Source organism: Novosphingobium percolationis, assembly GCF_020179425.1.
GTDB lineage: Bacteria > Pseudomonadota > Alphaproteobacteria > Sphingomonadales > Sphingomonadaceae > Novosphingobium > Novosphingobium percolationis.
Map to the genome: position 1 here is coordinate 793,056 of NZ_JAILYM010000001.1, position 17,954 is coordinate 811,009.

A 17,954-nucleotide genomic window follows, 5' to 3' on the forward strand; every position below is an offset into this window, starting at 1 on the left:
TTGCTGGCCCGACCGTCACGCCGCCTTAGCCCTCGATCCTCGAGAAGTCTGCAACTTTGTGCACTGCAGCACGAAACCGGGACAGAATCCCGAGGCGCGAGGCGCGCTTGTTCGCATCTGCATCGTTCACCGTCACCTGATCAAAGAACGCGTCGATCGGCGCCCGCAAGCTGGCCAGCGCGGCCATCGCGGCGGTGAAATCCTCGGCCGCGACGGCGCCTTCCGCCTGGGGTTCGGCGGCATCGAGCGCGGCGATGAGCGCGGCTTCGGCGGGTTCGGGCGCATAGGCCGCTTCCGCCGGCGTGTACTCTTCCTTCTTGAGGATGTTGGCGGCGCGCTTGTATCCTGCGAGCAGGTTGGTGCCGTCCTCGGTGCCGACGAAGGCCTGCAACGCATGGACGCGGGCGAGCAGGCGGACGAGATCGTCCTCGCCGCCGAGCGCGAACACGGCGTCGATCAGGTCGTGGCGGACGCCGGCTTCCTTCTGCTGGACCTTGAGACGGTCGGCGAAGAAGGCGAGGAGGTCGCCCTCGCCCGCACTCATGCGCAGGTCGTTCTCGGTAATCAGGCGGATGATCCCAAGCGCGGCGCGGCGCAGCGCGAAGGGGTCCTTCGAGCCGGTGGGCTTCTCGTCGATGGCGAAGAAGCTGCGCAGCGTATCCAGCTTATCCGCAAGCGCCACGGCCACCGTCACCGGCGCGGTCGGCACGTCGTCGCCCTGCCCGACCGGCTTGTAGTGGTCGCGGATGGCGTCGGCCACGGCATCGGGCAGGCCTTCGGCGCGGGCGTAGTAGCCGCCCATCAGGCCTTGCAGTTCGGGGAATTCGCCAACCATCTCGGTGACGAGATCGGCCTTGCACAGTTCCGCCGCCTGCCGCGCCAGCGCGGGGTCGCAATTCGGCACAATGCCTTCGCTCGCCAGCCATTCCGCCAGCTTCGCCACGCGCGCAACCTTGTCCGCCACCGTTCCCAGCTTTTCATGGAAGGTGATGCGGCCCAGCTTTTCGGCCTGTGCGGCAAGCGGCTTCTTCTTGTCCTGCTCCCAGAAGAAGCGGGCGTCGGAAAGGCGCGCGGCCAGCACCTTGCGGTTGCCGTCGACGATGGCCGCGCCGCCGTCGGTGGCGGCGATGTTGGCGGTGCAGACGAAGGCGTTGGCCAGCTTGCCATTCGCATCGCGGCAGATGAAGTACTTCTGGTTGACGCGCGCGGTCAGCTGGATGACTTCGGGCGGCACGTCGAGGAAGGCTTCGTCGAAGCGGCCCAGCAGCGGCACGGGCCATTCGGTCAGCCCGGCGTTTTCGATGACGAGGCCCTCGTCCTCGACCAGCACGAGGCCGGCGGCCTGCGCGGCTGCACTCGCCTGCGAACGCACAAGCCCCTCACGCTCGACATGATCGACGATCACGTGGCACGCGCGCAGCTTGTCGGCATAATCGTGCGCGCCGCCGATGGTGATCTCACCCGAATGGTGGAAGCGATGGCCCATCGTGGCGTAGCCCGAGCGGATGCCGCCGACTTCGCATTCGACGAGGTCTTCGCCCAGGATCGCGACGATGCCCGACAGCGGGCGCACCCAGCGCAAGGCATCGGTGGCGATCGAGGCGGCGCCCCAGCGCTGGCTCTTGGGCCAGGGGAAGGCGCGGATGATCGCAGGAATCGCGGCGGCGAGTACGTCCTCGGTGGCGCGGCCCGGCTTTTCGGTGATCGCGAACCACACGCCGTCGCGTTCGGTCAGTTGATCCTTGGTGAGGCCGGTCTTGCGCAGGAAGCCTTCGAGCGCCTGTGCGGGGGCGCTGGTGCGCGGGCCCTTGGCTTCCTCGCTGACCGCCTGCGTTGCCAGCGGCAGGTCACGCGCGATCAGCGCAAGACGGCGCGGCGTGGACCACACGGTGATCGCGCCGGGCTTGAGGCCGGCTGCGTCCAGCTCCTTGCGGAACAGCTTTTCCAGATCGGCGCGCGCACCGGCCTGCATGCGCGCGGGGATTTCCTCGCAGCGCAGTTCGAGAAGAAAGTCTGCCGCGTTCATGCCGCCCACTCCGGATACTTTGCGGCCCATTCGTCCTTGAACTTGGCCATGTAGGCTTCGCAACTGCCGCGCGCGAGGTCGCGGACACGGCCCATGTAGCTGGCGCGTTCCTGCACCGAGATCACGCCGCGCGCCTGCAACAGGTTGAACAGGTGGCTGGCCTCGATCGCCTGTTCATAGGCGGCGATGGGCACGTTCGCATCGAGCGAGCGGCGGCATTCCTCTTCGGCGCGGCGGAAGCCTTCGAACAGGCTGTCGGTATCGGCCACCTCGAAGTTCCACTTCGACATCTGCTTCTCGTTTTCGAGAAACACGTCGCCATAGCTCACGCCATGATTGTTGAACGCCAAGTCGTAGACGTTGTCGACGCCCTGGATGTACATGGCGAGGCGTTCGAGGCCGTAGGTCAGCTCGCCCGCCACGGGGCGGCAATCGAAGCCGCCCATCTGCTGGAAATAGGTGAACTGGGTGACTTCCATCCCGTCGCACCACACTTCCCAGCCCAGACCCCAGGCGCCGAGCGTGGGCGATTCCCAATCGTCCTCGACGAAGCGGATGTCGTGCACCAGCGGATCGATGCCGATCACCGCAAGGCTCTGCAGGTAGAGTTCCTGCAGGTTTTCCGGGCTGGGCTTGAGGATCACCTGATACTGGTAATAGTGCTGCAGCCGGTTGGGGTTTTCGCCATAGCGGCCATCGGTCGGGCGACGGCACGGCTGGACGAACGCGGCGTTCCACGGTTCCGGCCCCAGCGCGCGCAGGGTGGTGGCGGGGTGGAAGGTACCCGCGCCCATGCGCATGTCGTAGGGCTGGAGAATCAGGCAGCCCTGATCGCCCCAGAAAGCATGAAGGCGCAGGATCATGTCCTGCAGGCTGAGCGGCGGTTGTGCGGTATCGGCCATGATGGCGCGGGCTTTGGCCGATAGGGCGCTTCAAATCAACCTTTGCGCGACAGCGAAGGGCGCGAAAATGGCGGCTTGCGGCGCGTGGCGGGCTGGTTCATCGCTGGCGCCGATGACCCGTCCCTTGCGCCTTCTGCTCGCCATCCTGCTGCTGGCCGGATGCCACGCCCCCGCCCCCACCCAGCCCCCCGCCAAGGTGGCCCTGTGGGAAGTCTCCAACGAGACCGGCGTTCACGGCTGGCTGTTCGGCACGATCCATGCCCTGCCCCTCAACACGCCGTGGAAGCGCCCGGCCATCGAGCAGGCGCTGGCTTCGGCCGACCGGCTGGTGCTGGAGATCGGCGAACCACTCGACGACAAGGTGGCGGGCGAAGCGATGGGGCGGCTGGCCTTTACCGAAGGACTGCCGCCGCCCTCTGCGCGCGTCGGGCCGAAATATCGCGACGTGCTGGCCAGGGCCTATCGCAAGCTCGGCCTGAACGATGCCGGGTTCAAGGATCAGGAAGACTGGGCCGTCGCGCTCCAGATCGCGGCGATCGGCGGGCAGAAGGAAGGCATGATGCCCGATAGCGGCGTCGAACCGGAACTGCGGCGGATGAACGGCAATCGCCCGGTCGAGGGGCTGGAAACGCTCGACGGCCAGTTCGGCGTGTTCGACCGCCTGCCCCCGCGCGCGCAGCAGGTGCTGCTCGAACAGGTGGCGGTCGAAGTGGTCGACGCAAAGGACGACGAGGCCGACATGATGCAACTGTGGCTGCGCGGCGACGATCTGGGCATCGCGCGCGAATCGACCACCGGCTTCCTCGCCGACGCGCAGATCCACGAAGCGCTGCTCGATGGTCGCAACCGGTCATGGGCGGACCAGATCGACGCGATGATGAAGCGCGGTGCGCGGCCCTTCGTCGCGGTCGGCGCGGCGCACGTCGCGGGCAGCGACGGCTTGCCGCGGATGCTGATGGCGCGCGGCTGGAAGGTGCGTCGGGTCGACTAGGTGGCGGGGACAAGTTCAGTTGTTAGCGGCGCGACCGGGATTGGGTGGTCGCTGCCAAACTGACAGATAAGCTCTCCGTCGCCCCGTGCTTAACACGGGGCTTGGCTACTTTGCGCTCTCGCTTTGCGATGCCGGCACCGGATACCACTGGCCCCAAAGGTCAAGCCAGTCGGGATTGTCCGCCTCGATCAGCGCGAATTTCCATTCCCGGCGCCATTTCTTGACCAGTTTCTCGCGGGCAATGGCCTGTTCGATTTCCGCATGCCGCTCGGCATAGACCAGCCTGGTCTTGTCAAAGTCCGTTACGTGGATCGAGCCCCGACCTTCACGATGCTGCCATACGCGACGGATCAGATCGGAGGTGACGCCAACGTACATCCCGCCGCGAAAGCGGTTTGCCATGATGTAGACCCAGCCGCCCTTTTCCATCGCGCCAGCATGCCAAACGAGGGGGCGCAAGGGAAGCCGAGCCCCGTGTCAAGCACGGGGCGACGGTAGTGTTTAGGTGGGAAGCGGTCGTTCGCATGAAGGACGAAAGTGGACAGGCTCGGCTGGCCATGCCAGCTTAAATGCTGAGGGAGGACATCAGGCTTGTCGTTTTTCTTCTCACTTCTACTGGCACAAGCCACCCCTTATCCGGATGGCGACTTTCTGTACGTGGCGGGCAAGTGCCTTGAAATGGGACCCCAAACCGGAAATGTACATTGGGGCCTAGAAAGATCGGAATGTCGGCGCCTATCTAGACTCGATGCGCTTCTAAACCGCACTTACCAAAACAAGATGAGGTCGCTACCGCCAAAAGACCGGTTATCTCTTCGCAATTCTCAGAGGGTTTGGCTTGCACGCCTGAATGAGAGTTGCTGGCTCGGAAATGACGCCAAAATCCTCGACGAAGCAACTTCCGATTGCTTCGCGGCCGAAGTCCAAAAACGCGTCTCTCAGCTTCAGCAGTATTAGAGTCAAATGTCCGCAACCGGGCGCAACCAGCCATTCCGCCCTCGTCCCGCTTTTCCTTGCTTTTCGCGCCCGATCGGCTAAGGGCCGCCGCTTCCCCGTCATGGTCATCCCTGGAGGCGTGGCGGGAGAATTGGAACAACAAGCAATTTTCGGAAGGTACAGTCCATGAGCGAGACGCTTACGCTGGCTGCCGAGACGCGCGATCGGGTTGGCAAGGGAGCCTCCCGTACTCTGCGTCGCGAAGGCCGCACCCCCGCCGTGATCTATGGCGAGAAGCAGGAACCCATCGCGATCCACGTCGAAGAAAAGGCGCTGGTCAAGGCGCTGGGCACCGGCCACTTCTTCAACTCGATCGTCGAGCTGACCGTGGGCGGCCAGACCGTTCGCACCCTGCCCAAGGACGTTGCCTTCAACCCCGTTTCGGATCGCCCGGAACACGTCGACTTCCTGCGCATCTCGGCCGACCATGTCGTGCACGTCAGCGTGCCAGTGATCTTCGCCAACGAAGACAAGTCGCCCGGTCTCAAGAAGGGCGGCGTGCTGAACATCGTCCGTCACGAGCTGGAACTGGTCTGCGCCCCGGATGCGATCCCCGATGACGTCGTCATCGACGTGTCGGGCTACGACGTGGGCGAATCGATCCACATCAGCGCGGTGACCCTGCCGGCCGGCGTGAAGAGCGCGATCACCGATCGCGACTTCACCATCGCCACCGTGGTCGCCCCTTCGGCGCTCAAGAGCGAAGAAGGCGACACCACCAAGGAGGGCTGATCGCCCGACATGGTGGCCTTCCGGCAACGGAAGGACGCAACGAACAAGGGAACCCCTCCCGCCTTCGGGCCGGAGGGGTTCTTTTTTTGCCCGCCGGCTTCTGGCATGGCGCGGCCACGTCTTTTCGGGAACAACAGCGATGCAAGTCTGGGTCGGGCTCGGCAATCCGGGGCCTCAATATGCGCTCAATCGCCACAACGTCGGCTTCATGGCGCTCGACACAATCGCCGAGATTCACAACTTCGGCCCGGTGCTGAAGAAGTTCCAGGGCTGGGTGCAGGAAGGCCGCATCGGCACGCACAAGGTGCTGCTGCTCAAGCCTGCCACTTTCATGAACGAAAGCGGCCGCGCCGTGGGCGAGGCGCTGCGCTTCTACAAGCTGGGCACCGACGCGCTGACCGTGTTCCATGACGAACTGGATCTCGCCCCCTTCAAGGTCAAGGTGAAGCGCGGTGGCGGCAGCGCCGGGCACAACGGGCTGCGCTCGATCGACCAGCACCTGGGCCCGGACTTCCGCCGCGTGCGGCTGGGCATCGGGCATCCGGGTCACAAGGACCGCGTCCACGGCTATGTGTTGGGCAACTATGCCAAGGCCGAACAGGACGACCTGGCCGAGATGCTGGGCGCGGTCGGGAGCGAGGCGGACTGGCTGGCCAAGGGCGACGACACCCGCTTCATGAACGACGTGGCGCTGCGCCAGCAGGACTGAAACCGTCGCGGAAGCGTTACGTAACCGGCTGTGAAAGCCATATTAATTATCCGATTCGGACGGTCGGAACGATTTACACATGGCGGGTGGATCATCGGCGATTAACCAGCAAAGTCCGCAGAAATCGGCGTTTGGCACCGGATTTGCTTTTGATGGAGTTAACCGAATTACCAACAGGGGACTCCAGATCGTGAAGCGCTCGCTCGTCATCGCCACCACCGCCCTCCTCGGCTCGCTCGCCGCCACGCCGGCCCATGCGACCTGGTGGCACGTCCACTACTGCAACTGCGGGGACTCGACCGGCTCGGGCATGTGCACGGGTTCGAGCACCAGCTCGAGCACGACCAGCTCGTCGACCACCACCTCGACGACCTCGGGCGGCACCACGACGACTTCGGGTGGCACCACCACCACGTCGGGCGGTACCACCACGACTTCGGGCGGCACCACGACCACGTCGGGCGGCACCACCACGGGCGGCGTGACCCCGCCGACCGCAGTGCCGGAGCCGGGCATGCTCGGCCTGATGGCGATGGGCCTTGCCGGCCTGGGCCTCGCACGTCGTCGCCGCGGCTGATTTTCGGATAGCGTGGCCGCGCGGCGCTCAGCGCGCCGCGCCAGCCCGCACCAGATCGGCGCGGAACAGGCGGTTGGCGGGGTCCGCCTCGCTCGCCTGCTTCAACAGCCGCACCATCGCCTCGTGGTCGCGCCCGGCTTCCAGCCGGACCAGCCCCGCGAGGTGAATCATGTCGGGGTTGCGGGGGCTAAGCTCCAGCGCGCGATCGGCATGGGCCAGGGCTTCGTCGGCGCGGCCAGCCTTGCTCGCCGCGAAGGCCAGCAGCTTCTGCGCCTCGGCATCGCCGTCCGCGCCGGGCACGCGCTGGACCGCTGCCATTGCGCCCGCCCAGTCCTGCCGCCCCAGCGCCGCGCGCGCTTCACCCAGCGCGGCCTGTGCAGCCTTGAACGCGGGCGAGGCGAGGCGCGCGGCATAGGCATCGCCCGCCGGATCGTGCGCCGCACGGCCCGCGCGCATCGCCAGATCGAGTTCGCGCGGGCCCGCCAGCGCCGAATCCGCGAGCGGGCGGATCGTTCGCAAGGCCCCTGCCCCGTCGCCGGTCGCCAGTTCCGCTTCGCCCAGCATGATCCGCGCAAAGGGATTCTGCGGCGAGAGCAGCAGCGCCTTGGCAAAGATCGCGCGGGCCTGTTCGGGATGGTTCAGCGCCAGCAGCGCCTCGGCATATTTGAGGCCGTTGGGCGAGCGCGGATCGAGATCGGCTTCCTGCGGTGCGAGCGTGGTGCGCACTTGTTCCCAATCGCCCTTTTCGGCCGCGACCTGCACGGTCATCTCGATCACGCGCGGATCGGCGGGCGCGAGCGCGGCGGCGCGGGCGACGAGCGCGGCGGCGGCGTCGACCTTGCCCGCCATGTCGGCCAGCGCGGCGCGGGCGAGCAGCGGCTCGACCCGCCGCGGGCTGGCGGCGATGGCATCGTCATAAATCTTCGCCGCCTCGTCGCGGCGGCCCTGCTTGAGCGCGAGTTCGCCCGCGACCAGCCGCGTATCGAGCACATCCGGCGCAAGGCGCTGCATCACCGCGAGCGCGGCGGCCGCGCCGGTCCAGTCCTGCGCCTCCAGCAGCATCCGCGCGTGGTCGCGCGCCAGCAGCAGGTCGGGCTGGCCCGCCGTGCCGCGGCGATAGGCCGCGCTCGCGCCCGCATAGTCCTTGAGCGCGACCAGCGCGGCGGCGCGGATGCGCCAGCCGCCCGCGCTTTCGTCATTGGCGACCCATTCCAGCGCTGCGCGCGGCTGCCCCCGCAGCAGCGCCGCTTCGGCCTTCCAGCGCGCCAGTTCCGGCCCGCCGCGTCCGGCCTCGATCAGCCGCCGCAAGGTCGCCTGCGCGCCATCGCCATCGCCCATGCGCAACTGGCTTTCGATCAGCAGCGCGAGCAGGTCGGCATTGCGCCCGTCGCTCTCCAGCGCAGCCAGCGCCTCGACACGGGCGCCTGCGTAGTCGTCGGCGGCGAAGGCGGCGCGCGCCCTGCCCGCATGGTCGCCCCCGCCCTGCCCGCAGGCGGCGAGCGCGAGGAACAGAGGGGCGAGGATCAGGTGCGATGTACGGGACGTCATGACCAACGGGCTTGCCAGCGAGCGCTGAAATTTCGGTGAAGGCGGCGCCGAAATTGTCGGACGCTTTTACAACAGCCAAGATGTTAACCATTAAAAATGGCTGAATAGCGCCACTGGCACGTGTTTTGCGTAGCGTAACGGCAGAAACCGTTAACCAGTGGATGCCCGCACCATGCGCCTGACCCGGACCATCGCCAGCCTTGCCGCAGCGGCCACTTTCGCCTTCACCGGCACGGCCTTCGCCGATTCGATGGTGTTCGGCTCGGGCGACATCAACAAGACCGTGACGCTGACCTACAACGGCTACAGCGGCAACGGCGGCGCCTCGATCGGCGGGCTTACCGGCTCGACCACGTTCACGCTGACGGGCGTTTCGGGCAACACCTACAGCTTCGACTATTCGGTGACGAACACCAGCACCACGCCTGTAGACGGCTCGCGCATTTCGAGCTTCGCGTTCAACACCGATCCGACGATCGCCAGCGCGACCTCGACCGGGGCGTTCGCGCAGACGACGCTCAATTCGAACTATCCCAACGGCATCGGCACCGTCGACGTCTGCTTCAAGGACGCCACCACGGGGTCGTGCGCGGGCGGTGGCAGCGGTGGCCTGACGCTGGGCCAGACGGGCACCGGCTCGTTCTCGCTGTCGTTCTCCTCGCCCGCCACGGCGGTTACGCTGAGCGACTTCTTCGTGCGGTATCAGTCGATCGTCGGCGTGCCGGGCATCAGCTCGGCCAGCGGCGCGGGCACCATCACCACCAGCACCAGCACCTCGACCAGCACGGGCGGCACCGCCGTACCCGAGCCGGGAATGCTCGGCCTGTTCGCGCTCGGCCTTGCCGGGCTCGCCCTGTCGCGCCGCCGCCAGGTGCTGCGCCGCGCCTGAAGCTTGCCGCAACGGTCTTGGACAAGAGCCGGCCTTCGGGTCGGCTCTTTTCGTTTGGGGCAGCGCAGCGACGCCTCTCTTTGCCCTAGCCCTTGCGCGCCTCGGCATAGTGGCGCTGGATCGTGCCGTTCTGCGGGGCCTTGGCCGCCGCATCGCGCAGCAATTGCACACCGCGCGCGCGATCCTTGCCCGAGGTGACCAGCAGCCAGCCGAGCGTATCCATCACCGAAGGGTTGCCCGGGGCCTGTTGCAACGCGCGGCCTGCGAAATCGACCGCCTTGTCGGTGTTGCCCAGCTGTCCGTAGGCCCAGGCGAGGTTGTTCAGCACCATCGCGTTGCGGCCATCGGTGGCGGCGAGGATGCGTTCGTAGGCATCGACCGCATTGCCCCAGTTGCCCTGCCGCATGGCAAGATCGCCATCGGCGAGCAGCGCCCCCATGGCGCGCGGACTGGGAAAGCGCGCGCGCGCTTCGTACGAGGCCAGATCGGTATCGCCCGCAGCCTTCGCCGCCTGCGCCAGCAGGCGCAGGTCTTCGGGCAAGGCGGTCTTGCTGGTGGCGAAGGGGCGCAGCGTCGCCACCGCGCCCGCCGCATCGCGCCCGGCGAGTTGCGCCTTGGCCAGTTCGCGCCGCACCACGAGGTTTTCGGGGTGGCGCGCGAGCAGCGGGGCGAGCCGGGCGCGCGCCTGTTCGGGCTGGCCCAGCGCCACCAGCGCCTGCGCATAGAGCACGGCGGCATCGTCGCGCCCGGCCAGCTTGCCCTCGTCGCTCTGGAGCAGATCGCGCACCTTCTGCCATTGCCCGCGCGCAGCCGCGAGGCGGGCCGAGAGATAGGTGACGTCAGCATCGCTGCCCACGCCCGTCAGCCCCTTGATCGCCTGTTCGAGCTGGTCGAGCCGCCCGAGATCGCCGAGTACGCCCGCGCGACCCACCAGCGCGGGCAGGTTGCCGGGATAGGCCTTCGCCGCCTTGTCGTAGGAGGCGAGCGCCCGTGCCAGATCGCCTTCGGCGGTCGAGATCCTGCCATCGGCCAGCATCGCGTCGAGCGCGCCGCCATCGGCCTGGAGTGCGCGATCGACCAGCGCCCGCGCCTCCAGCCGGTCGCCCTGCCCCAGCCGGAAGCGCGCGGCGGCGGCGAGCAGGCGGGCATCGTCGGGGTGCGCGGCAAGGCCCATGTCGAACGCGCGCCCGGCGGCATCGGCATCGCCCTTGCCCAGCAGCGCCAGCGCGCGCAGACGCTGGCCTTGCGCGGAGGAATCGTTGCCCAGCGCCGCCAGCGCATCCGCACTCTTGCCGCGCAGCAGCGCGGCTTCGGCGACGAGCAGCGTATAATCGCCGGGCCGGCGGGCAACGGGCAGCTTGGCAAGGCTCGCCCCGGCAGCGACGCCATCGCCCATGGCCAGCGCATTGCGCGCATGCAGTTCCAGAACCTTGGGATCGTCAGGCATCGCGGCGAGCGCGGCGGCGAGGTCTCCCTGCGCCGCCAGATAATCGTGACGCGCGAACGCTTCGCCCGCGCGGGCGAAGCGCCTGGCCGGGTCTTCGCCGCATCCGGTCAGCGCCAGAGCGAACGCCAGCGGCAGCAGCATCACGTTTACGCTTTTCATCCGGTCGATTCCCACCATTCCGGACCTTAGATCGCGCCAAGGTATAAACGTCCGGTGAAGGTTTCCAATCGCGCGCTTGATCGCTAAGGGCCAGCGCAAAGCAGGAGTTACCGGAAAATGGGTTTTCGTTGCGGAATCGTCGGGCTGCCCAATGTCGGCAAGTCGACCTTGTTCAACGCGCTGACCGAAACGCAGGCGGCGCAGGCGGCGAACTATCCGTTCTGCACGATCGAGCCGAACGTCGGCAACGTCGGCGTGCCCGACCCGCGGCTGGACAAGCTGGCCGCGATCGCAGGCAGCCAGAAGATCATCCCGACGCAATTGGGCTTCGTCGACATCGCCGGGCTGGTGCGCGGCGCAAGCAAGGGTGAAGGCCTCGGCAACCAGTTCCTCGGCAACATCCGCGAGGTGGACGCCGTCGTCCACGTGCTGCGCTGCTTCGAAAACGACGACATCCAGCACGTCGACAACAAGGTCGATCCGATCTCCGACGCCGACACGGTCGAGACCGAGCTGATGCTGTCGGACCTCGAAAGCCTCGAAAAGCGGGTGCCCGCCGCGCAGAAGAAGGCCGCGGCCGGTGACAAGGAATCGAAGATCATCGCTTCGGTGCTGGGTCAGGCGCTGGAACTGCTGCGCGAAGGCAAGCCCGCGCGGCTGACCGTTCCCCGGGACGAGGAAGAAGCGCGCGTCTTCGCGCAGGCGCAGCTGCTGACCGCCAAGCCGGTGCTCTATGTCTGCAACGTCGAGGAGGAAAGCGCGGCCAATGGCAACGCCTTTTCCGCGCGCGTGTTCGAAAAGGCCAAGGCCGAAGGCGCCAACGCGGTGATCGTCTCCGCCGCGATCGAATCCGAGCTGGTAGGCATGGACCCGGAGGAGCGCACCGTGTTCCTCGAGGAAATGGGCCTGCACGAAACCGGCCTCGCCCGCGTGATCCGTTCGGGCTACGACCTGTTGCACCTCATCACCTTCTTCACCGTCGGCCCCAAGGAAGCGCGCGCCTGGACCGTGCACAAGGGCGCCAAGGCCCCCGAAGCGGCGGGCGAGATCCATTCGGACATGCAGCGCGGTTTCATCCGTGCCGAAACCATCGCCTATGACGACTACATCGCGCTGGGCGGCGAAACGGCGGCAAAGGATGCGGGCAAGCTGCGGCAGGAAGGCAAGGAATACGTCATCCAGGACGGCGACGTGCTGCACTTCAAGTTCAACGTCTGAGGCACTGAACACGGCGGCGCGGGAGCCAATCCGGTTCCCCGCCGTTCCCCCTTGCGAAACAAGGGGATGCGATGACGAAAATCACGAGAGCCGATGTGCTGGCCCGCGCGGGATACGCCGCGCGCGGGGCGGTCTATGCGCTGCTGGGTTGGTTGGCGCTGGGTACGCGCGGCGCTGCCGACAACGGCCAGAACGCCGTATTCGACATGGTGCAGGATATGCCCGGCGGCGGAGCGGTCCTCGGCCTGCTGGTGGCGGGCCTCGTTGCCTATGGCATCTACAAGCTGGCGAGCGCGCTGCTCGACCTCGAACGTCATGGCCATGCGCCCAAGGGGCTGGCGGTGCGCACCGGGCTTGGCGCCGGCGCGCTGGCCTATCTGGCAATGGCGTGGGCTGCGGGAAAATTCGCGCTCGGCTATCGCCACTATGCCAGCCAGGGCGCGCACGGCGGCGCGGACATGGCAGGCGGCGTGCTCGGCTGGCCGCTGGGCTGGGTGCTGGTCGCGGCCGTGGGCCTCGCCTTCCTAGCCGCCGCCGCGTTTCAGGCGATCGGCGCGGCGACGGGCGGGTTCATGAAGCGGATCGCCGCCGATGCGCCCAAGGGGACCGAAGCTCTGGGCCGGATCGGCCTTGCCGCGCGGTGCGTGGTCTTTGCGCTGGTCGGCTGGTCGCTGCTGCGCTCGGCCTGGCTGGTGCGCCACGCCGAAGTGCGCGACTTGGGCGGGGTGCTGGCGCAATTGCGCGGCACGCAGGCGCTTTACCTGACGGTCGCGGCGGGTTTGCTGGTGTTCGGGCTGTTCAGCCTGATCTGCGCGCGCTTCCGCGTGGTCCCGGCAATCGACGTGGTCGACGCCGCGAGAGCGCGGTTTAATTGATCGGTTGACGAGGAACGGCGACGCGGGCAGCTTGGCGCCCATGCAGTATTACGAAGATATCGAACCCGGCAGCACCGACCGTTTCGGTTCCTACGCCGTGACGCGCGAGGAAGTGATCGATTTCGCCTCGAAGTACGATCCGCAGCCCTTCCACCTCGACGACGAGGCCGCGAAGCAGACCTATTTCGGCAGGCTTTCGGCAAGCGGCTGGCACACGTGCGCCATGACCATGGCGATGCTGGTCGAACAGCTCAGGCAGCATGAACAGGCGGGCCTCGGCTCGCCCGGCGTGGACGAGCTGCGCTGGGTGAAGCCGGTCTATCCGGGTGACACGCTGACCGTGGAACGGCTGACGATCGACAAGAAGCGCAGCAAGTCGCGCCCCGAGATGGGCAGTTTCCGCAACGAAGTCAAAGTGATGAACCAGCACGGCGAAATCGTGATGACAATGAAGTCGACCGGCTTCATCCGCACCCGCCATCCCGACGGGACCGACTGACCCGAACGGCACCTACATCGGCTTGCACACCTACATGGGTTTGCACTGGGCCGAGCCCTTGCTGTCGTAGACCACCTGATCGTGCGGGTCGGTGATGGTGAGGTGCGCATCGAACATCTCGACCGCGCCGTTGACGATCGACTTGCCGCCCTCGATCCTGGTCAGGCTCAACGCATATTCCTTGCCGCTATAGCGCGACCAGGCCTCTTGCGGCAGCCGGGCGCTGCCCTTGTCGGCGGCGAGCACGACGATCTTGCCGTCGAGCTTGATCACCGCACGCTCCCCTTGCGCCAGCGCCGTCGCGCCCATGCCGCCGCCATCGGCGACGAAGTTGCAGCCCGCCGCGATCAGCTTGTTGTCGCGGATGTCGAAATAGCCGATCGGCTGCGGATCGATCGGCTTGGCGGGCGGCCTGGCGTTCTGTGCCGCCTTGACCTGCGCGATGGCCTCTTCATCGCTTTGCCCGGGCTTGTCCGAACAGGCGGCCAGGGCCAGGATCATCAACGGAAGCAGGCGGCGCATGGGGGTCCTCTCGGCTGTTTGCGGCCAGCCTATCGCAAATGCGCATTGCGGCAAGGGGGCGGGCGGAGTGTGATCGGGCCAGAACACAAGTGGCAGGAGAGGCCCGGCATGACGCGCATTTCGATGATCGAACACGAAGGCTGGAGCGAGGCCCTGCGCGTCGCGACCAACCCCGAGGCAATGACGCCGCTCGAACGCGGCACGCTGCGGATCATGGCGCACAAGCCCGAAACCTCGCTGGGCTTCGTCGGCTTTTTCGGCGCGCTGCGGGCCGAGCGCACCCTGCCCGAGCGCCTGACCGAGCTGATGCGGCTGCGCATCGCCTTCCACAACCAGTGCCGCAGTTGCATGGCGGTGCGTTATTCGGCGGCGGCGGAGGATGGCGTGGACGAGGCGCTGGTCTGCTCGCTCGAACGGCCCGCCGAGGCAGAGAACCTGAGCGAACGCGAAAAGCTGGCGATCGATTATGGCGAGCGGCTGGCGACCAACCACCTCTCGCTCGACGATGGCTATTACGCGAAGCTGAAGGAACACTTCCGCGAACCGGAGATCGTCGAGCTGGGCATCTTTGCCGCGCTCTGCGTCGGCTTCGGGCGGCTGGGCGCGAGCTGGGACATGGTCGAGGAACTGCCCAAGGCATTTCAGGAGCGCGAGGGCGGACCGATTGCGCCTTGGGGGCAGAGCGAGCTGGTGGGGGTGCGGTAGCATTTACCCTCCTCCACCCTCAGGGCTGACGGAAGGGTAATCGGCGCGCCCTACTTCCGGCCGAACAGCTTCTCGATGTCGCCGTGGGCGAGTTTCACCCACGTCGGGCGGCCATGGTTGCACTGGCCTGATCGCGGGGTGGCTTCCATTTCGCGCAGCAGGGCGTTCATTTCCGGCACCGACAGCTGGCGTCCCGCGCGGACCGAGCCGTGGCAGGCCATCGTCGCCAGCACGAGGTCGAGCTTTTCTTCGAGCAGCAGCGCATCGCCGTGCTTGGCGAGATCGTCGGCCACGTCATTGACCAGCGCGGCGGGATCGCCCTTGGCGAGCGCGGCGGGAACCGCGCGGACGAGGACGGCGGCAGGGCCGAAGCGTTCGAGGATCAGGCCGAACCTTGCCAGCTTGGGTGCGGCCTCTTCGAGGCGGTCGGCGGCCACTTCCTCCAGCTCGACCACTTCGGGGATGAGCAGCGCCTGGCTCGGGGCCTCGCCTGCTCCCATCCCGGCAGCGCGCAGGCGTTCGAGCACGAGGCGTTCGTGCGCGGCGTGCTGGTCGACGAGGACGAGGCCATCGGCGGCTTCGGCGACGATGTAGGTACTGGCCACCTGCCCGCGGGCGACGCCAAGGGGGTGCGCGACCGCCTGCGGCACCGCACCTTGCGCTTCTTCGGCGCGGGCCACAGGCGGCGCGAACACGCCCGCTTCGTAGCCGCGCCAGGCCTGCCCCGCTTCGGACAGGCGCGGTTGCGCGAAGATGTTGCCCTGCGTGGGCGTCGGCGCGGGGAAGTCGGGGCCGCCCAGCGGCTCGGCGCGCCACGAGGCCATGGCGGCGGCGTCGGGCGCCTGCGCGCTGCGCCTGTCACCTTCGGAAAGCGCGTGGCGGAGGCCCGAGACGATCATCCCGCGCACCAGTTGCGGATCGCGGAAGCGCACTTCGGTCTTGGCCGGATGGACGTTCACATCGACTTCGCCGGGCGGCACGTCGAGGAACAGCGCCAGCACCGCATGGCGATCGCGCGCGAGCATATCGGCATAGGCGCCGCGCACCGCGCCGTTGAGCAGCTTGTCCTTCACCGGGCGGCCGTTGACGAACAGGTACTGGTGATCGGCCATGCCGCGATTGTAGGTGGGCAGGCCCGCCACGCCGACAAGGTGATAGTCGCCACGCGCGAGATCGACCGCGACCGCGTTGTCCTTCAATTCGCGCGCGACGAGCAGCGCCACGCGCGCTTCGAGGCTGTCGCCGGGCTGGACGTGGAGCGCGCGACGGCCGTCGTGTTCGAGCGTGAAGCCGATGTCGGGCCGGGCCATGGCAAGGCGGCGAACGACATCGAGGCTGGCCGCCCATTCGCTGCGGGGGGAACGCAGGAACTTGCGGCGCGCGGGGATCTTGCCGAACAGGTCTTCCACGCGGACGCGGGTGCCGGGCGGCAGCGCGGCGGGGCCTTCGGAAGCGAGCGCACCGTGATCGACCACGCGCTTCCACGCCTCGCCCGTGTCGCGGCTGCGGCTCTCGATCGTGACGCGCGCGACCGAGGCGATCGAGGGCAGCGCCTCGCCCCGGAAGCCCAGCGTGGCGACGAGTTCGATCGCTTCATCGGGCAGCTTGCTGGTGGCGTGGCGTTCGAGCGCCAGTTCAATCTCGTCGGCGCGCATTCCGCAGCCGTCGTCGGTCACCTCGATCAACGAGAGGCCGCCGTCGGTCAGGCGCACGCTGACCGCGCTCGCGCCCGCGTCGATGGCGTTCTCGACCAGTTCCTTGAGCGCGGACGCCGGGCGTTCGACCACCTCGCCCGCAGCGATGCGGTTGACCAGCACTTCGGGCAGGCGGCGTATGGTGCGGGGATGGTGCAACATCGGAGAGTTGAACCTAGCGACGAGCGCGGCGGATTTCGAGACAAGCGGTGCCACTTATCCCCGCGCGCGCCCCACAAACCATTGGGTTTTGCGCAAGGCTTGCGCTAATGAGCCGCCTTCGCTGCACGCACACCTCTGGATAGGGCGGCGCGCGGGTCTTGCGCCAACCCACAGATTCTCGACGGATTCCCTGATGGCTTCGATGTTTTCCCGATTCTTCAAGTTCGGTTCCCAGAACATTGCGATCGACCTCGGCACGGCCAATACGCTGGTCTACGTGCAGGATCGCGGCATCGTGCTGAACGAGCCTTCCGTGGTCGCCATCGAGACGATCAACGGCGTCAAGCGGGTCAAGGCCGTCGGCGACGACGCCAAGATGATGATGGGCAAGACCCCCGACAGCATCGAGGCGATCCGCCCGCTGCGCGACGGCGTGATCGCCGACATTGAAGTGGCCGAGGCCATGATCAAGCACTTCATCCAGAAGGTGCACGGCAAAAAGAGCCTGCTGCGCTATCCCGAAATCGTGATCTGCGTGCCGTCGGGCTCGACCAGCGTCGAACGCCGCGCGATCCGCGATGCGGCGAGCAACGCGGGCGCCAGCCAAGTCTACCTGATCCTCGAACCGATGGCCGCCGCGATCGGCGCCGACATGCCCGTCACCGAGCCGGTCGGCTCGATGGTGGTCGACATCGGCGGCGGCACCACCGAAGTCGCGGTACTTTCGCTGCGCGGCCTGGCCTACACCACCAGCGTGCGCGTGGGTGGTGACAAGATGGACGAAGCGATCGTTTCCTACGTCCGCCGCCACCACAACCTGCTGATCGGTGAAGCCACCGCCGAGCGCATCAAGAAGGACTACGGCATCGCGACGGTGCCCGCCGACGGCATCGGCGAGACGATCCACATCAAGGGTCGCGACCTCGTCAACGGGGTCCCGAAGGAAATCACCATCACGCAGGCGAACGTCGCCGAGGCGCTGGCCGAACCGATCGGCGCGATCGTCGAAGGCGTGCGCATCGCGCTGGAAAATACCGCGCCCGAACTCGCCGCCGACATCGTCGACCAGGGCATCGTCCTGACCGGCGGCGGCGCGCTGATCCGCGGGCTCGACGAACACTTGCGCGAAGAGACCGGCCTGCCCGTGTCGGTGGCCGAAGACCCGCTTTCGTGCGTGGCGCTGGGCACCGGACGCGCGATGGAAGATCCGATCTATCGCGGCGTGCTGATGACCGCGTAAACGGCGGGTTCACACGGGAATGCACACCAGCGACTGCGAGCGGTCGGGCGCGGTTCGAAGGGG

General features: G+C 67.2%; 18 protein-coding genes. 11 read left to right on the forward strand and 7 right to left on the reverse strand.

The features are described from left to right. Positions 1-25: 25 nt before the first annotated feature. Both glyS and K3A84_RS03575 read right to left on the reverse strand, forming a co-directional pair. Positions 26-2,026: a glycine--tRNA ligase subunit beta gene (gene glyS / locus K3A84_RS03570; protein ID WP_225007924.1), complete on the reverse strand. Its 2,001-nt coding sequence runs from the start codon at positions 2,024-2,026 to the stop codon at positions 26-28. Continuing rightward, positions 2,023-2,928, reverse strand: coding sequence for a glycine--tRNA ligase subunit alpha (locus K3A84_RS03575; RefSeq protein ID WP_225007925.1), 906 nt, complete (start codon positions 2,926-2,928; stop codon positions 2,023-2,025). The genes glyS and K3A84_RS03575 overlap by 4 nt, the downstream gene beginning before the upstream one ends. A gap of 112 nt (positions 2,929-3,040) precedes the next feature. Here K3A84_RS03575 and K3A84_RS03580 point away from each other — a divergent pair, with 112 nt between their 5' ends. Next, a complete protein-coding gene (locus K3A84_RS03580; protein ID WP_225007926.1) occupies positions 3,041-3,919 on the forward strand; it encodes a TraB/GumN family protein in 879 nt (292 codons plus the stop codon). Between the two features lie 105 nt (positions 3,920-4,024). Here the strand turns inward: K3A84_RS03580 and K3A84_RS03585 are convergent, their stop codons facing one another. After that, positions 4,025-4,348 carry a GIY-YIG nuclease family protein gene (locus K3A84_RS03585; RefSeq protein WP_225007927.1) on the reverse strand — a complete coding sequence of 108 codons (324 nt, stop codon included), beginning with the start codon at positions 4,346-4,348 and terminating at the stop codon, positions 4,025-4,027. A gap of 249 nt (positions 4,349-4,597) precedes the next feature. Between K3A84_RS03585 and K3A84_RS20610 the strand changes: the two genes are divergently transcribed. The 4 genes from K3A84_RS20610 to K3A84_RS03605 all read left to right on the forward strand — a co-directional run bounded on the left by K3A84_RS20610 (position 4,598) and on the right by K3A84_RS03605 (position 6,933). Then, entirely contained in the window at positions 4,598-4,876 is a 279-nt protein-coding gene (locus K3A84_RS20610; RefSeq protein WP_225008133.1) for a lysozyme inhibitor LprI family protein, read from the forward strand. 165 nt (positions 4,877-5,041) lie between these two features. Beyond that, entirely contained in the window at positions 5,042-5,647 is a 606-nt protein-coding gene (locus tag K3A84_RS03595; protein WP_225007928.1) for a 50S ribosomal protein L25/general stress protein Ctc, read from the forward strand. A 139-nt stretch (positions 5,648-5,786) separates the two neighbouring features. Then, positions 5,787-6,356, forward strand: coding sequence for an aminoacyl-tRNA hydrolase (pth, locus tag K3A84_RS03600; RefSeq protein ID WP_225007929.1), 570 nt, complete (start codon positions 5,787-5,789; stop codon positions 6,354-6,356). Positions 6,357-6,546: 190 nt separating this feature from the next. Next, entirely contained in the window at positions 6,547-6,933 is a 387-nt protein-coding gene (locus tag K3A84_RS03605; protein ID WP_225007930.1) for a PEP-CTERM sorting domain-containing protein, read from the forward strand. 27 nt (positions 6,934-6,960) lie between these two features. Here the strand turns inward: K3A84_RS03605 and K3A84_RS03610 are convergent, their stop codons facing one another. After that, positions 6,961-8,481: a tetratricopeptide repeat protein gene (locus tag K3A84_RS03610; protein WP_225007931.1), complete on the reverse strand. Its 1,521-nt coding sequence runs from the start codon at positions 8,479-8,481 to the stop codon at positions 6,961-6,963. Between the two features lie 172 nt (positions 8,482-8,653). Here K3A84_RS03610 and K3A84_RS03615 point away from each other — a divergent pair, with 172 nt between their 5' ends. Beyond that, a complete protein-coding gene (locus K3A84_RS03615) occupies positions 8,654-9,370 on the forward strand; it encodes a cistern family PEP-CTERM protein (RefSeq protein ID WP_225007932.1) in 717 nt (238 codons plus the stop codon). An 85-nt stretch (positions 9,371-9,455) separates the two neighbouring features. Here the strand turns inward: K3A84_RS03615 and K3A84_RS03620 are convergent, their stop codons facing one another. Then, positions 9,456-10,976 (reverse strand): tetratricopeptide repeat protein, encoded by a 1,521-nt coding sequence (locus K3A84_RS03620; protein ID WP_225007933.1) that lies wholly within the window; start codon positions 10,974-10,976, stop codon positions 9,456-9,458. 117 nt (positions 10,977-11,093) lie between these two features. Between K3A84_RS03620 and ychF the strand changes: the two genes are divergently transcribed. The 3 genes from ychF to K3A84_RS03635 all read left to right on the forward strand — a co-directional run bounded on the left by ychF (position 11,094) and on the right by K3A84_RS03635 (position 13,568). After that, entirely contained in the window at positions 11,094-12,194 is a 1,101-nt protein-coding gene (gene ychF, locus K3A84_RS03625) for a redox-regulated ATPase YchF (RefSeq protein WP_225007934.1), read from the forward strand. 71 nt (positions 12,195-12,265) lie between these two features. Then, complete coding sequence (locus K3A84_RS03630; protein ID WP_225007935.1) at positions 12,266-13,069, forward strand: DUF1206 domain-containing protein; 804 nt, start codon at positions 12,266-12,268, stop codon at positions 13,067-13,069. Between the two features lie 40 nt (positions 13,070-13,109). Continuing rightward, complete coding sequence (locus K3A84_RS03635) at positions 13,110-13,568, forward strand: MaoC family dehydratase (protein ID WP_225007936.1); 459 nt, start codon at positions 13,110-13,112, stop codon at positions 13,566-13,568. 30 nt (positions 13,569-13,598) lie between these two features. Here the strand turns inward: K3A84_RS03635 and K3A84_RS03640 are convergent, their stop codons facing one another. After that, the gene (locus K3A84_RS03640; protein ID WP_225007937.1) at positions 13,599-14,090 is read right to left on the reverse strand and encodes a hypothetical protein; all 492 of its coding nucleotides are present in this window, start codon (positions 14,088-14,090) and stop codon (positions 13,599-13,601) included. A 108-nt stretch (positions 14,091-14,198) separates the two neighbouring features. Here K3A84_RS03640 and K3A84_RS03645 point away from each other — a divergent pair, with 108 nt between their 5' ends. Continuing rightward, the gene (locus K3A84_RS03645) at positions 14,199-14,795 is read left to right on the forward strand and encodes a carboxymuconolactone decarboxylase family protein (RefSeq protein ID WP_225007938.1); all 597 of its coding nucleotides are present in this window, start codon (positions 14,199-14,201) and stop codon (positions 14,793-14,795) included. A gap of 50 nt (positions 14,796-14,845) precedes the next feature. On the opposite strand, the gene mutL is transcribed toward K3A84_RS03645, so the two are convergent. Then, positions 14,846-16,651, reverse strand: a complete 1,806-nt coding sequence (mutL, locus tag K3A84_RS03650; RefSeq protein WP_225007939.1) for a DNA mismatch repair endonuclease MutL — start codon at positions 16,649-16,651, stop codon at positions 14,846-14,848. Between the two features lie 193 nt (positions 16,652-16,844). Between mutL and K3A84_RS03655 the strand changes: the two genes are divergently transcribed. Then, positions 16,845-17,891: a rod shape-determining protein gene (locus K3A84_RS03655; protein ID WP_318248277.1), complete on the forward strand. Its 1,047-nt coding sequence runs from the start codon at positions 16,845-16,847 to the stop codon at positions 17,889-17,891. The last annotated feature ends 63 nt before the right edge of the window (positions 17,892-17,954 follow it).

What these genes read in the sequence shown, in the direction of transcription:
- glyS (WP_225007924.1), bottom strand. Translation starts at nt 2,026, where the DNA reads ATGAACGCGGCAGACTTTCTTCTCGAACTGCGCTGCGAGGAAATCCCC.
- K3A84_RS03575 (WP_225007925.1), bottom strand. Translation starts at nt 2,928, where the DNA reads ATGGCCGATACCGCACAACCGCCGCTCAGCCTGCAGGACATGATCCTG.
- K3A84_RS03580 (WP_225007926.1), top strand. Translation starts at nt 3,041, where the DNA reads ATGACCCGTCCCTTGCGCCTTCTGCTCGCCATCCTGCTGCTGGCCGGA.
- K3A84_RS03585 (WP_225007927.1), bottom strand. Translation starts at nt 4,348, where the DNA reads ATGGAAAAGGGCGGCTGGGTCTACATCATGGCAAACCGCTTTCGCGGC.
- K3A84_RS20610 (WP_225008133.1), top strand. Translation starts at nt 4,598, where the DNA reads ATGGGACCCCAAACCGGAAATGTACATTGGGGCCTAGAAAGATCGGAA.
- K3A84_RS03595 (WP_225007928.1), top strand. Translation starts at nt 5,042, where the DNA reads ATGAGCGAGACGCTTACGCTGGCTGCCGAGACGCGCGATCGGGTTGGC.
- pth (WP_225007929.1), top strand. Translation starts at nt 5,787, where the DNA reads ATGCAAGTCTGGGTCGGGCTCGGCAATCCGGGGCCTCAATATGCGCTC.
- K3A84_RS03610 (WP_225007931.1), bottom strand. Translation starts at nt 8,481, where the DNA reads ATGACGTCCCGTACATCGCACCTGATCCTCGCCCCTCTGTTCCTCGCG.
- K3A84_RS03615 (WP_225007932.1), top strand. Translation starts at nt 8,654, where the DNA reads ATGCGCCTGACCCGGACCATCGCCAGCCTTGCCGCAGCGGCCACTTTC.
- K3A84_RS03620 (WP_225007933.1), bottom strand. Translation starts at nt 10,976, where the DNA reads ATGAAAAGCGTAAACGTGATGCTGCTGCCGCTGGCGTTCGCTCTGGCG.
- ychF (WP_225007934.1), top strand. Translation starts at nt 11,094, where the DNA reads ATGGGTTTTCGTTGCGGAATCGTCGGGCTGCCCAATGTCGGCAAGTCG.
- K3A84_RS03630 (WP_225007935.1), top strand. Translation starts at nt 12,266, where the DNA reads ATGACGAAAATCACGAGAGCCGATGTGCTGGCCCGCGCGGGATACGCC.
- K3A84_RS03635 (WP_225007936.1), top strand. Translation starts at nt 13,110, where the DNA reads ATGCAGTATTACGAAGATATCGAACCCGGCAGCACCGACCGTTTCGGT.
- K3A84_RS03640 (WP_225007937.1), bottom strand. Translation starts at nt 14,090, where the DNA reads ATGCGCCGCCTGCTTCCGTTGATGATCCTGGCCCTGGCCGCCTGTTCG.
- K3A84_RS03645 (WP_225007938.1), top strand. Translation starts at nt 14,199, where the DNA reads ATGACGCGCATTTCGATGATCGAACACGAAGGCTGGAGCGAGGCCCTG.
- mutL (WP_225007939.1), bottom strand. Translation starts at nt 16,651, where the DNA reads ATGTTGCACCATCCCCGCACCATACGCCGCCTGCCCGAAGTGCTGGTC.
- K3A84_RS03655 (WP_318248277.1), top strand. Translation starts at nt 16,845, where the DNA reads ATGGCTTCGATGTTTTCCCGATTCTTCAAGTTCGGTTCCCAGAACATT.